The sequence below is a fragment of the Lysinibacillus sp. FSL M8-0134 genome (assembly GCF_038069745.1).
GTDB classification, from domain to species: domain Bacteria; phylum Bacillota; class Bacilli; order Bacillales_A; family Planococcaceae; genus Lysinibacillus; species Lysinibacillus irui.
The window spans coordinates 49,623-63,068 of sequence record NZ_JBBPAJ010000001.1 but is presented as its reverse complement, the minus strand read 5'-3'; the positions used below and the strand labels follow the sequence as shown (position 1 = coordinate 63,068).

The following is a 13,446-nucleotide window of genomic DNA, read 5'->3' as shown; positions in this document are numbered from 1 at the left end:
TTTATCCAGTTTTCAAAGAACAAAATTGGTGGAGCCTAGCGGGATCGAACCGCTGACCTCCTGCGTGCAAGGCAGGCGCTCTCCCAGCTGAGCTAAGGCCCCAAGAGGTATATATGGTGGGCCTAAATGGACTCGAACCATCGACCTCACGCTTATCAGGCGTGCGCTCTAACCAGCTGAGCTATAGGCCCTCTTGGAAGTTTTATAATATTTCATAAACCTTCAAAACTGAACGCAAAACGTAATCTTACAAACCCTAGGTTTGTATTCCGAAATAATCCTTAGAAAGGAGGTGATCCAGCCGCACCTTCCGATACGGCTACCTTGTTACGACTTCACCCCAATCATCTATCCCACCTTCGGCGGCTGGCTCCAAAAGGTTACCTCACCGACTTCGGGTGTTACAAACTCTCGTGGTGTGACGGGCGGTGTGTACAAGGCCCGGGAACGTATTCACCGCGGCATGCTGATCCGCGATTACTAGCGATTCCGGCTTCATGTAGGCGAGTTGCAGCCTACAATCCGAACTGAGAACGACTTTATCGGATTAGCTCCCTCTCGCGAGTTGGCAACCGTTTGTATCGTCCATTGTAGCACGTGTGTAGCCCAGGTCATAAGGGGCATGATGATTTGACGTCATCCCCACCTTCCTCCGGTTTGTCACCGGCAGTCACCTTAGAGTGCCCAACTAAATGATGGCAACTAAGATCAAGGGTTGCGCTCGTTGCGGGACTTAACCCAACATCTCACGACACGAGCTGACGACAACCATGCACCACCTGTCACCGTTGCCCCCGAAGGGGAAACTATATCTCTACAGTGGTCAACGGGATGTCAAGACCTGGTAAGGTTCTTCGCGTTGCTTCGAATTAAACCACATGCTCCACCGCTTGTGCGGGCCCCCGTCAATTCCTTTGAGTTTCAGTCTTGCGACCGTACTCCCCAGGCGGAGTGCTTAATGCGTTAGCTGCAGCACTAAGGGGCGGAAACCCCCTAACACTTAGCACTCATCGTTTACGGCGTGGACTACCAGGGTATCTAATCCTGTTTGCTCCCCACGCTTTCGCGCCTCAGCGTCAGTTACAGACCAGAAAGTCGCCTTCGCCACTGGTGTTCCTCCAAATCTCTACGCATTTCACCGCTACACTTGGAATTCCACTTTCCTCTTCTGCACTCAAGTCCCCCAGTTTCCAATGACCCTCCACGGTTGAGCCGTGGGCTTTCACATCAGACTTAAAGGACCGCCTGCGCGCGCTTTACGCCCAATAATTCCGGACAACGCTTGCCACCTACGTATTACCGCGGCTGCTGGCACGTAGTTAGCCGTGGCTTTCTAATAAGGTACCGTCAAGGTACAGCCAGTTACTACTGTACTTGTTCTTCCCTTACAACAGAGTTTTACGATCCGAAAACCTTCTTCACTCACGCGGCGTTGCTCCATCAGGCTTTCGCCCATTGTGGAAGATTCCCTACTGCTGCCTCCCGTAGGAGTCTGGGCCGTGTCTCAGTCCCAGTGTGGCCGATCACCCTCTCAGGTCGGCTACGCATCGTCGCCTTGGTGAGCCGTTACCTCACCAACTAGCTAATGCGCCGCGGGCCCATCTTATAGCGACAGCCGAAACCGTCTTTCAGTGTTCCACCATGAGGTGGAACAGATTATTCGGTATTAGCCCCGGTTTCCCGGAGTTATCCCAAACTATAAGGTAGGTTGCCCACGTGTTACTCACCCGTCCGCCGCTAACGTCAAAGGAGCAAGCTCCTTCTCTGTTCGCTCGACTTGCATGTATTAGGCACGCCGCCAGCGTTCGTCCTGAGCCAGGATCAAACTCTCCATAAAAGAAATTTGATTAGCTCAAATTGTTTTGCTGGCATCAATTTTGATGTCCAAAATTTTGTTTCGTTCACTAGCCGAAACTAGTTACTTAAAACTTTATTGATTACGTTTTGCTTGTTCAGTTTTCAAGGTTCATTTAATTGAATTGGTGGAGCCTAGCGGGATCGAACCGCTGACCTCCTGCGTGCAAGGCAGGCGCTCTCCCAGCTGAGCTAAGGCCCCATAAATTTAGGAAATGGTCGGGAAGACAGGATTCGAACCTGCGACCCCTTGGTCCCAAACCAAGTGCTCTACCAAGCTGAGCTACTTCCCGTTCGTTCTTTTGGCGCGCCCGACAGGAGTCGAACCCATAACCTTCTGATCCGTAGTCAGACGCTCTATCCAATTGAGCTACGGGCGCATAATAATGGTGCCGAGGACCGGAATCGAACCGGTACGGTAGTCACCTACCGCAGGATTTTAAGTCCTGTGCGTCTGCCAGTTCCGCCACCCCGGCACATTTGGAGCGGAAGACGAGGTTCGAACTCGCGACCCCCACCTTGGCAAGGTGGTGTTCTACCACTGAACTACTTCCGCATGTGCATAAGTTTTTTTATCTGGCAATGAAAATAATGGTGCGGGTGAAGGGAGTCGAACCCCCACGCCTTGCGGCGCTAGATCCTAAGTCTAGTGCGTCTGCCAATTCCGCCACACCCGCTTATTATTATTTCAAAATGGTGAGCCATGAAGGACTCGAACCTTCGACCCTCTGATTAAAAGTCAGATGCTCTACCAACTGAGCTAATGGCTCGAAAAAATGGTGCCGGCTATAGGAATCGAACCCACGACCTACTGATTACAAGTCAGTTGCTCTACCTGCTGAGCTAAACCGGCATATGGTGGAGGATGACGGGCTCGAACCGCCGACCCCCTGCTTGTAAGGCAGGTGCTCTCCCAGCTGAGCTAATCCTCCTGGGTATTATGCCTAGCGACGTCCTACTCTCACAGGGGGAAGCCCCCAACTACCATCGGCGCTAAAGAGCTTAACTTCCGTGTTCGGTATGGGAACGGGTGTGACCTCTTTGCCATCATCACTAGACTATTTGAAAGACAACACCTATTATAACATATTTTATCAAAATTACAAGTATATTATAATATTTTATTCTTTCAAAACTGGATAAACGTGCATTGACTGCTTCAAACAATTTGGTTAAGTCCTCGATCGATTAGTATTCGTCAGCTCCATGTGTCACCACACTTCCACCTCGAACCTATCTACCTCATCGTCTTTGAGGGATCTTACTTACTTGCGTAATGGGAAATCTCATCTTGAGGGGGGCTTCATGCTTAGATGCTTTCAGCACTTATCCCGTCCACACATAGCTACCCAGCGATGCCTTTGGCAAGACAACTGGTACACCAGCGGTGTGTCCATCCCGGTCCTCTCGTACTAAGGACAGCTCCTCTCAAATTTCCTACGCCCACGACGGATAGGGACCGAACTGTCTCACGACGTTCTGAACCCAGCTCGCGTACCGCTTTAATGGGCGAACAGCCCAACCCTTGGGACCGACTACAGCCCCAGGATGCGATGAGCCGACATCGAGGTGCCAAACCTCCCCGTCGATGTGGACTCTTGGGGGAGATAAGCCTGTTATCCCCGGGGTAGCTTTTATCCGTTGAGCGATGGCCCTTCCATGCGGAACCACCGGATCACTAAGCCCGTCTTTCGACCCTGCTCGACTTGTAGGTCTCGCAGTCAAGCTCCCTTGTGCCTTTACACTCTACGAATGATTTCCAACCATTCTGAGGGAACCTTTGGGCGCCTCCGTTACCTTTTAGGAGGCGACCGCCCCAGTCAAACTGTCCGCCTGACACTGTCTCCTGCCCCGCTAAGGGGCATGGGTTAGAATTTCAATACAACCAGGGTAGTATCCCACCGACGCCTCCTTCGAAGCTGGCGCTCCGAGATCTCTGGCTCCTACCTATCCTGTACAAGTTGTACCAAAATTCAATATCAGGCTACAGTAAAGCTCCACGGGGTCTTTCCGTCCTGTCGCGGGTAACCTGCATCTTCACAGGTACTATAATTTCACCGAGTCTCTCGTTGAGACAGTGCCCAGATCGTTACGCCTTTCGTGCGGGTCGGAACTTACCCGACAAGGAATTTCGCTACCTTAGGACCGTTATAGTTACGGCCGCCGTTTACTGGGGCTTCAATTCGCAGCTTCGCTTGCGCTAACCACTCCTCTTAACCTTCCAGCACCGGGCAGGCGTCAGCCCCTATACGTCACCTTACGGTTTTGCAGAGACCTGTGTTTTTGCTAAACAGTCGCCTGGGCCTATTCACTGCGGCTCTCATGCGCTTGCACGCTCAAGAGCACCCCTTCTCCCGAAGTTACGGGGTCATTTTGCCGAGTTCCTTAACGAGAGTTCTCTCGCACACCTTAGGATTCTCTCCTCGACTACCTGTGTCGGTTTGCGGTACGGGCACCTCTCACCTCGATAGAGGCTTTTCTTGGCAGTGTGAAATCAGGAACTTCGTCCATACGGACTCGCCATCACAGCTCAACGTTACAGTGTGCGGATTTGCCTACACACACGCCTTACTGCTTGGACGCGCATAACCAACAGCGCGCTTACCCTATCCTACTGCGTCCCCCCATTTCTCAAACGGTGAGGAGGTGGTACAGGAATATCAACCTGTTGTCCATCGCCTACGCCTGTCGGCCTCGGCTTAGGTCCCGACTAACCCTGAGCGGACGAGCCTTCCTCAGGAAACCTTAGTCATACGGTGGACGGGATTCTCACCCGTCTTTCGCTACTCATACCGGCATTCTCACTTCTAAGCGCTCCACCAGTCCTTCCGGTCTGACTTCAACGCACTTAGAACGCTCTCCTACCACTGACATCGTAGATGTCAATCCACAGCTTCGGTGAATCGTTTAGCCCCGATACATTTTCGGCGCAGCGTCACTCGACCAGTGAGCTATTACGCACTCTTTAAATGATGGCTGCTTCTAAGCCAACATCCTGGTTGTCTGTGCAACGCCACATCCTTTTCCACTTAACGATTACTTTGGGACCTTAGCTGGTGGTCTGGGCTGTTTCCCTTTTGACTACGGATCTTATCACTCGCAGTCTGACTCCCGTGTATAAATATCTGGCATTCGGAGTTTGTCTGAATTCGGTAAACCGGGATGGCCCCCTAGTCCAAACAGTGCTCTACCTCCAGTATTCTCATCACGAGGCTAGCCCTAAAGCTATTTCGGAGAGAACCAGCTATCTCCAAGTTCGATTGGAATTTCTCCGCTACCCACACCTCATCCCCGCACTTTTCAACGTGCGTGGGTTCGGGCCTCCAGTAAGTGTTACCTTACCTTCACCCTGGACATGGGTAGATCACCTGGTTTCGGGTCTACGACCACGTACTATTTCGCCCTATTCAGACTCGCTTTCGCTGCGGCTCCGCCTTCTAAAGCTTAACCTTGCACGTAATCGTAACTCGCCGGTTCATTCTACAAAAGGCACGCTATCACCCATTAACGGGCTCTAACTACTTGTAGGCACACGGTTTCAGGATCTCTTTCACTCCCCTTCCGGGGTGCTTTTCACCTTTCCCTCACGGTACTGGTTCACTATCGGTCACTAGGTAGTATTTAGCCTTGGGAGATGGTCCTCCCGGATTCCGACGGAATTTCACGTGTTCCGCCGTACTCAGGATCCACTCAGGAGAGAACGAACTTTCGACTACAGGGCTTTTACCTGCTCTGGCGGACCTTTCCAAGTCGCTTCATCTAACTCGCTCTTTTGTAACTCCGTATAGAGTGTCCTACAACCCCAAGAGGCAAGCCTCTTGGTTTGGGCTCTTCCCGTTTCGCTCGCCGCTACTCAGGGAATCGATTTTTCTTTCTCTTCCTCCAGGTACTTAGATGTTTCAGTTCCCTGGGTCTGCCTTCAAGACGCTATGTATTCACGTCAAGATACTACGCGATTAAACGTAGTGGGTTCCCCCATTCGGAAATCTCCGGATCAAAGCTCACTTACAGCTCCCCGAAGCATATCGGTGTTAGTGCCGTCCTTCTTCGGCTCCTAGTGCCAAGGCATTCGCCGTGCGCCCTTAATAACTTAACCAAGTTATTAAGCCTATAAAAAACTTAAAAAATAAATGTGTTTGTTACAATTTCAATGTCGTTTTATCCAGTTTTCAAAGAACAAGTTTTGAAGTATTTCATTCGGAAGAATGAACCTTCAAAACTGAACGCAAAACGTAATCTTACAAACCCAAGGTTTGTATTCCGAAATAATCCTTAGAAAGGAGGTGATCCAGCCGCACCTTCCGATACGGCTACCTTGTTACGACTTCACCCCAATCATCTATCCCACCTTCGGCGGCTGGCTCCAAAAGGTTACCTCACCGACTTCGGGTGTTACAAACTCTCGTGGTGTGACGGGCGGTGTGTACAAGGCCCGGGAACGTATTCACCGCGGCATGCTGATCCGCGATTACTAGCGATTCCGGCTTCATGTAGGCGAGTTGCAGCCTACAATCCGAACTGAGAACGACTTTATCGGATTAGCTCCCTCTCGCGAGTTGGCAACCGTTTGTATCGTCCATTGTAGCACGTGTGTAGCCCAGGTCATAAGGGGCATGATGATTTGACGTCATCCCCACCTTCCTCCGGTTTGTCACCGGCAGTCACCTTAGAGTGCCCAACTAAATGATGGCAACTAAGATCAAGGGTTGCGCTCGTTGCGGGACTTAACCCAACATCTCACGACACGAGCTGACGACAACCATGCACCACCTGTCACCGTTGCCCCCGAAGGGGAAACTATATCTCTACAGTGGTCAACGGGATGTCAAGACCTGGTAAGGTTCTTCGCGTTGCTTCGAATTAAACCACATGCTCCACCGCTTGTGCGGGCCCCCGTCAATTCCTTTGAGTTTCAGTCTTGCGACCGTACTCCCCAGGCGGAGTGCTTAATGCGTTAGCTGCAGCACTAAGGGGCGGAAACCCCCTAACACTTAGCACTCATCGTTTACGGCGTGGACTACCAGGGTATCTAATCCTGTTTGCTCCCCACGCTTTCGCGCCTCAGCGTCAGTTACAGACCAGAAAGTCGCCTTCGCCACTGGTGTTCCTCCAAATCTCTACGCATTTCACCGCTACACTTGGAATTCCACTTTCCTCTTCTGCACTCAAGTCCCCCAGTTTCCAATGACCCTCCACGGTTGAGCCGTGGGCTTTCACATCAGACTTAAAGGACCGCCTGCGCGCGCTTTACGCCCAATAATTCCGGACAACGCTTGCCACCTACGTATTACCGCGGCTGCTGGCACGTAGTTAGCCGTGGCTTTCTAATAAGGTACCGTCAAGGTACAGCCAGTTACTACTGTACTTGTTCTTCCCTTACAACAGAGTTTTACGATCCGAAAACCTTCTTCACTCACGCGGCGTTGCTCCATCAGGCTTTCGCCCATTGTGGAAGATTCCCTACTGCTGCCTCCCGTAGGAGTCTGGGCCGTGTCTCAGTCCCAGTGTGGCCGATCACCCTCTCAGGTCGGCTACGCATCGTCGCCTTGGTGAGCCGTTACCTCACCAACTAGCTAATGCGCCGCGGGCCCATCTTATAGCGACAGCCGAAACCGTCTTTCAGTGTTCCACCATGAGGTGGAACAGATTATTCGGTATTAGCCCCGGTTTCCCGGAGTTATCCCAAACTATAAGGTAGGTTGCCCACGTGTTACTCACCCGTCCGCCGCTAACGTCAAAGGAGCAAGCTCCTTCTCTGTTCGCTCGACTTGCATGTATTAGGCACGCCGCCAGCGTTCGTCCTGAGCCAGGATCAAACTCTCCATAAAAGAAATTTGATTAGCTCAAATTGTTTTGCTGGCATCAATTTTGATGTCCAAAATTTTGTTTTGTTCACTAGCCGAAACTAGTTACTTAAAACTTTATTGATTACGTTTTGCTTGTTCAGTTTTCAAGGTTCATTTTGTTAACCATCTCATCGACAGCAACTTTTAAATTATAACATATTTCGTTTTTCGTTGTCAACATCTTTTTTAAAAAGTTTTTAAGTCCGAAGAGACAACTCTTAAACTATATCATAATCATTTTCGTAAGTCAACATCTTTTTCATCTAAATTTCTTTGATGTTGTTTTCTTGCATCGTCTTAACGACAAGTAATAATTTATCATGTTAACTTAGACATCGCAAGTGTTTTTTTAAACAAAATCTACTTTATTTAAAAATAACGAATTAATAAGCTATTTTACGCATTTACGAGAATACGAAAATTATATATTCTCCTTTGCCCACTTAATTATTTGTTTTACTATACATCTCTTTCTTTCAAATCACAACATTTTATCCTACTATTTTTCAAATCAAAAGTGCATTACAGTTTACTATATAAGAAAACCTCTAGAAAACTAAAGGCTTTCGATAGAGCAAATGTTATTGTGTCGTTCATTTCATACAAACTTTTTTCATTCAAGGCAACAACGTATTTACATGTACACGTTTTATATGTACCGTATCGAAAATAAGCGCTAAAGTGCTTTTACTACACTTTAGCGCTTATTTCTATTATGTCCTATTTTAAATCGTCACTTTGAGGATCAACTATATTTAAGCACCATAAGAAATTATCCCAAGCGGAATACCAGCCACTGAAAATTTCCGACGAATCATCCCAACGCACGTCGAATTTCTTCTGACCGTCTATCTCCACTAAATATAATGTAAGGTTTTCGTCTTTCTTAGCCACTACTAATTTCATACCATGCTCAAGTTCTTCTTCAGTAAATGGAACATCAGAAACTGATCGTAATTGTGCCTGTTCAAACACTTGTTTGTTAATAATTTTGTAATTCATTATAAGCCCCCAATAAAATACTTCTTTTTTTACTTAGTAATTTAAAAAACATAGAACTATAAAAGTATAACCTAAATTTAATCAACCTTTAAACAACTTAATTTTTTTCAAAGCATAAAAAAAGAGAACCCACTTATCCCGTGAATTCTCCTCTTTATTTATTTCTTTTGTTTTATTGCTCTATGAAAAAAACCAACTACTTTGTAATATGGCGCATTGTTGGGAACAATAATACGTCACGAATTGATGGTGAATTTGTAAGGAGCATAATTAAACGGTCAATACCGATTCCTAAACCACCTGTTGGAGGCATACCGTATTCCAACGCTTCAATGAAATCATTGTCCATTTCATGTGCCTCATCGTTACCTGCCGCTTTTTCTGCTAATTGTGCTTCAAAACGTTGGCGTTGGTCGATAGGATCATTTAGCTCTGTGAAGGCATTTGCATGCTCACGACGAACGATAAATAACTCAAAGCGATCTGTGAAACGCTCGTCCTCTGGATTTTTCTTCGCTAGAGGAGAGATTTCTACTGGGTGGCCATATACAAATGTAGGTTGTACAAGTGTCTCTTCTACCTTTTGTTCAAAGAATTCATTGATAATATGACCTACTTCATGAACATCTTTTACTTCTACTCCATGCTCTTTAGCAAGTGTTTGAGCTTGTTCTTTTGTCATTGGCTGCCAGAAGTCCACACCAGTTGCCTCTTTTACAGCGTCTACCATATGAACTCGTTTCCATCCTACTGCAAGGTTGATCTCATCTTCTCCATATTGAACCGTTGTTGTACCAAGCACTTCTTGAGCAACATGTGCAATAAGGTTTTCAGTTAGAGACATGATATCTTGATAATCAGCATATGCTTCATATAGCTCAATCATTGTAAACTCTGGATTGTGACGTGTAGAGATTCCTTCGTTACGGAACACACGACCAATTTCGTAAACCTTTTCTAAACCACCAACTATTAAACGTTTTAAATGCAATTCGATGGCGATTCGCATATATAATTCCATATCAAGTGCATTATGATGCGTAATAAATGGACGAGCAGCTGCGCCACCAGCAATTGTATGAAGCATTGGTGTTTCTACTTCTAAATATCCAGCGTTATCTAAATAATTTCGGATTGCACGGATAATTTTAGAACGAGTGATAAACGTTTTTTTGCTATCTTCATTTGTCATTAGATCTAAATAACGTTGGCGATAACGTTGCTCAACATCCTGTAAGCCGTGGAATTTCTCCGGCATAGGACGTAAAGCTTTTGTAAGGAATGTGAAGTCCTCAGCTTTTACTGAAAGCTCTCCAACTTGCGTACGGAATACATTTCCACGTACACCTACGATATCCCCTAAGTCAGCCTGTTTAAACAACTCATATGCTTCTTCACCTACATGATCTTGGCGAACATAAATTTGGATTTGTCCTGCTAAATCTTGAATATGGGCAAAACCAGCTTTTCCTTTACCGCGTTTCGTCATAATACGTCCCGCAATAATCACCTCTTGAAGGTTTTCTTCAAGTTGTTCTTTTGTTTGGTCTGCAAATTGTTCACGTACTTCTGCAGATAAATGTGTACGCTCAAAACGGCTTCCAAATGGATCTTGTCCGTTTTCTAGTATCGTCGTCATTTTTTGGCGTCTCACCAATAGCTGATCATTTAATTCTTCTATATTTGACACTTGTTTCACTCCTTAAGTAAATTGTCCGTGTTTACGTCCATAATATTTCTATTGTACACAATTTTAGTGCTGTAATCATCTCTTTCAGTTTATTTTCAATTCAACACAAGATGATTAATAATTCTAAAAATTAAAGTCAGCACAAAAAGGCGTCTCTTATAATAGTGAGACGCCATAAAAAACTATATTATTAATTCTTTTGCTTCAGGAACAATTAAATTAGATTCGACCTCTTCATATTCCTGTACAAGACTATTTAATAGTACACGAAGATCCGCTGCTGTTTCAGTTTGATTAATCGCATTACGCGCTTTACCATTACCGCGAATTCCTTTTAAGTACCATGAAGCATGTTTACGCATTTCACGTACTGCTATTCCTTCGCCCTTTAACTGGAGTAAACGTTCAAAGTGCAATAGACATACATCTATCTTTTCACGGATACTTGGTTCTTCCTTTAGCTCACCAGTTTCTAGGTATTGAACAGTACGATAAATCATCCATGGATTACCTAATGCTGCACGACCAATCATAACAGCATCTACTCCTGTTGTATCGAGCATCCGTTTAGCATCTTGTGGCGTTTCCACGTCACCATTACCAAGCACAGGAATCTTCACGTTGTCCTTTACTTGGCGAATGATATCCCAATTCGCCTTACCCTCGTACATTTGTACACGAGTACGTCCATGGACTGCTACTGCAGAGGCACCTGCACGCTCAACAGCTTGTGCATTTTCAATGGCAAAAATATGTTCATCATCCCAGCCAATACGCATTTTTACGCTGACAGGTTTTTTAACTGCATCAACAACAGCTGCCACCATTTCATATACTTTATTTGGATCTAATAACAAGCGAGCTCCTGCTTCACATTTTATAATTTTATTAACTGGGCACCCCATGTTGATATCAATAATATCAGCAGTAGTATTTTCATCCACATACTTCGCCGCTTCCACTAAGGTTGCTTTATCTCCACCAAAAATTTGTAGTGACAGAGGATTTTCACGTTCATCGATATAAAGCATACCTAATGTTTTCTCATTTTTTTGGACAATGCCCTTATCACTAATCATTTCGGCATAGACAAGCCCTGCTCCGAACTCTTTAACTGTTAATCGGAAAGCAGAGTTACAAATCCCTGCCATGGGCGCTAAAACTACTCGATTGTCCATAACAATATCGCCAATTTGAAATGGCTTCTCTGTTGTATGACTCAACGTTGTCTTCCTCCTCTAAAGGCTCTTTCCTCTTCTTCGCTATCTATGTTAATGCTGTGCATTAAAATTCATTGATACTGTATTTCTATAGCTTAATGTACCGTCGAAGGTTCTTTAAACGTTTTCCATAAGGTTACACCTTCATTTTCGCAATCCATTTGCTGCAACAGATTATGTGCTTGTTGTAGTTGTTCACCAAGAGGTGATGGTGTAATCTCAACTAAGGGTACTAAGACAAACGCTCGCTCGTACATTCTTGGATGGGGAACAATTAAGCTCTCAGTTTTAATATTTTCGTGATTGTAAAGCAAAATGTCAAGGTCAATGATTCGTGGGCCCCAGCGGAATTCTCTTATACGCCCTAATTCCTGTTCAATTGATTGGCAAATCTCCAACATATCAGCAGATGAGACATTCGTTTTTATATGAACAGCTATATTTAAAAAATCTGCCTGATCTGTGTACCCCACTGCAGCTGTTTCATAAACAGATGAAATACGAACAACCTCAATATTACTTTTTTCCTTTAATAGGGCAACGGCATGCTGAAGATTCTCATATCTCTCTCCCATATTAGTTCCGATAGATAGGTAGACATCCTTCATTAGAAATCACCTCTCGTTACCTCAACAGACACCTCTTTATAATAACCATGAATAGGTGGGTCTGGTTTAATTAGCTCTACTCGAACGCCCTTTACTTTATCAGGGTAGGTTGTTAATACTGCATTCGCTATTTTCACAACAAGAGCTTCAATAAGCTTTAATGGATCGCCCTCTACGATATCACGACATATCGCATATACCTCTGCATAATTGACTGTATAAGAGAGATCATCAGTTTCCCCAGCCTTTGTCATATCTACAGCAAGAGAAACATTTGCTCTGAAGCGTTGACCAAGAGTCGTTTCTGCTGCTAATACACCATGATAGCCGTAAAACTGCATGTCCTTTAAGTGAATATAATCCATCACGCTTCCTCCTTAAACAAACGTTTTCCTACTAAAATATCAGTCATATGCGTCGCACGTGCCATTTCTTTTACATCATGGACTCTTATCATATGACAACCCTTTTCAATACCGTAAACTACTGTTGCAGTAGTCCCTTCTAGACGCTCCTCGACAGGTAGGTTCAAGACATTGCCAATCATTGATTTCCGTGATGTCGCTAATAACACTGGATAGCCCATAGCTACTAAATCCCTTAAATGTTGCATCATAGCAATATTTTGTGCAGTATTTTTAGCAAAGCCGATACCTGGGTCTAAGATGATATGATGATCAGGAACGCCGGCTTGATGTGCAATAGCGATACTTCTTTCTAAATCCGCTTTTGCCGAGGCCCAAAAATCAATACCATAGTCCATATTTTCACGATTGTGCATTAAAATAATGGGAACATGCAAATCTGCAGCAACTTGGGCAATTTCCGGCTCCGCTTTTGCTCCCCATATATCATTAATGATGTGTGCCCCCGCTTCAATTGCGGCACGTGCTACATTTGCTTTATACGTATCAACGGAAATAATCGCCTTTACTTCTTTGGCTAACGCTTGAATAACAGGTACGATCCGTGCAATCTCATCTTCATCTGAAATTCGTTCGTACCCTGGACGAGTAGATTCCCCACCAACGTCAATTATTTTAGCTCCATCAGCAACCATTTTTTTCGCTTGAGCAACAGCAGCTTCAACATTGTTATACTTGCCACCATCTGAGAAGGAATCTGGTGTAACATTTAGAATGCCCATAACAAATGTTTCTTTTGTATAGTCTAATGTAATACCATTAATGGTTAATGGTTTCGTATATTTTTCTAGCATGAAAACG

6 protein-coding genes, 11 tRNA genes and 4 rRNA genes are annotated in these 13,446 nt (G+C 45.4%); all 21 read right to left on the bottom strand.

Annotated features, from left to right (window positions below; translation table 11 throughout):
• Positions 1-26 precede the first annotated feature (26 nt).
• A tRNA-Ala gene (locus MKY49_RS00370) sits at positions 27-102 on the bottom strand.
• Between the two features lie 12 nt (positions 103-114).
• Positions 115-191 (bottom strand) — tRNA-Ile (locus MKY49_RS00365).
• A gap of 94 nt (positions 192-285) precedes the next feature.
• Positions 286-1,837 (bottom strand): 16S ribosomal RNA (locus MKY49_RS00360).
• A 143-nt stretch (positions 1,838-1,980) separates the two neighbouring features.
• Positions 1,981-2,056 (bottom strand) — tRNA-Ala (locus MKY49_RS00355).
• A gap of 14 nt (positions 2,057-2,070) precedes the next feature.
• Positions 2,071-2,147: transfer RNA gene (locus MKY49_RS00350), tRNA-Pro, on the bottom strand.
• Positions 2,148-2,157: 10 nt separating this feature from the next.
• Positions 2,158-2,234, bottom strand: a tRNA-Arg gene (locus MKY49_RS00345).
• Between the two features lie 7 nt (positions 2,235-2,241).
• Positions 2,242-2,330, bottom strand: a tRNA-Leu gene (locus MKY49_RS00340).
• A gap of 5 nt (positions 2,331-2,335) precedes the next feature.
• A tRNA-Gly gene (locus MKY49_RS00335) sits at positions 2,336-2,410 on the bottom strand.
• A gap of 36 nt (positions 2,411-2,446) precedes the next feature.
• Positions 2,447-2,531: transfer RNA gene (locus MKY49_RS00330), tRNA-Leu, on the bottom strand.
• A 17-nt stretch (positions 2,532-2,548) separates the two neighbouring features.
• Positions 2,549-2,624 (bottom strand) — tRNA-Lys (locus tag MKY49_RS00325).
• A 7-nt stretch (positions 2,625-2,631) separates the two neighbouring features.
• A tRNA-Thr gene (locus tag MKY49_RS00320) sits at positions 2,632-2,707 on the bottom strand.
• Between the two features lie 3 nt (positions 2,708-2,710).
• A tRNA-Val gene (locus tag MKY49_RS00315) sits at positions 2,711-2,786 on the bottom strand.
• A gap of 10 nt (positions 2,787-2,796) precedes the next feature.
• Positions 2,797-2,912 (bottom strand): 5S ribosomal RNA (gene rrf / locus MKY49_RS00310).
• Positions 2,913-3,022: 110 nt separating this feature from the next.
• Positions 3,023-5,950, bottom strand: a 23S ribosomal RNA gene (locus MKY49_RS00305).
• A gap of 180 nt (positions 5,951-6,130) precedes the next feature.
• Positions 6,131-7,682: ribosomal RNA gene (locus tag MKY49_RS00300) — 16S ribosomal RNA — on the bottom strand.
• Together the 16S, 23S and 5S rRNA genes with 11 tRNA genes alongside form the textbook arrangement of a ribosomal RNA operon.
• 738 nt (positions 7,683-8,420) lie before the next feature.
• The gene (locus tag MKY49_RS00295) at positions 8,421-8,702 is read right to left on the bottom strand and encodes a hypothetical protein (RefSeq protein ID WP_274795190.1); all 282 of its coding nucleotides are present in this window, start codon (positions 8,700-8,702) and stop codon (positions 8,421-8,423) included.
• 196 nt (positions 8,703-8,898) lie between these two features.
• Positions 8,899-10,401 carry a lysine--tRNA ligase gene (gene lysS / locus MKY49_RS00290; RefSeq protein ID WP_274795189.1) on the bottom strand — a complete coding sequence of 501 codons (1,503 nt, stop codon included), beginning with the start codon at positions 10,399-10,401 and terminating at the stop codon, positions 8,899-8,901.
• A 173-nt stretch (positions 10,402-10,574) separates the two neighbouring features.
• The gene (dusB, locus tag MKY49_RS00285; RefSeq protein WP_322605656.1) at positions 10,575-11,615 is read right to left on the bottom strand and encodes a tRNA dihydrouridine synthase DusB; all 1,041 of its coding nucleotides are present in this window, start codon (positions 11,613-11,615) and stop codon (positions 10,575-10,577) included.
• A gap of 92 nt (positions 11,616-11,707) precedes the next feature.
• Positions 11,708-12,220 (bottom strand): 2-amino-4-hydroxy-6-hydroxymethyldihydropteridine diphosphokinase, encoded by a 513-nt coding sequence (gene folK, locus MKY49_RS00280; RefSeq protein WP_322611851.1) that lies wholly within the window; start codon positions 12,218-12,220, stop codon positions 11,708-11,710.
• On the bottom strand, positions 12,220-12,585 hold the full coding sequence (gene folB, locus MKY49_RS00275) for a dihydroneopterin aldolase (protein ID WP_274795186.1): 366 nt from the start codon (positions 12,583-12,585) through the stop codon (positions 12,220-12,222). The genes folK and folB overlap by 1 nt, the downstream gene beginning before the upstream one ends.
• Complete coding sequence (gene folP / locus MKY49_RS00270) at positions 12,585-13,439, bottom strand: dihydropteroate synthase (RefSeq protein WP_341385374.1); 855 nt, start codon at positions 13,437-13,439, stop codon at positions 12,585-12,587. The genes folB and folP overlap by 1 nt, the downstream gene beginning before the upstream one ends.
• Positions 13,440-13,446: the final 7 nt, after the last annotated feature.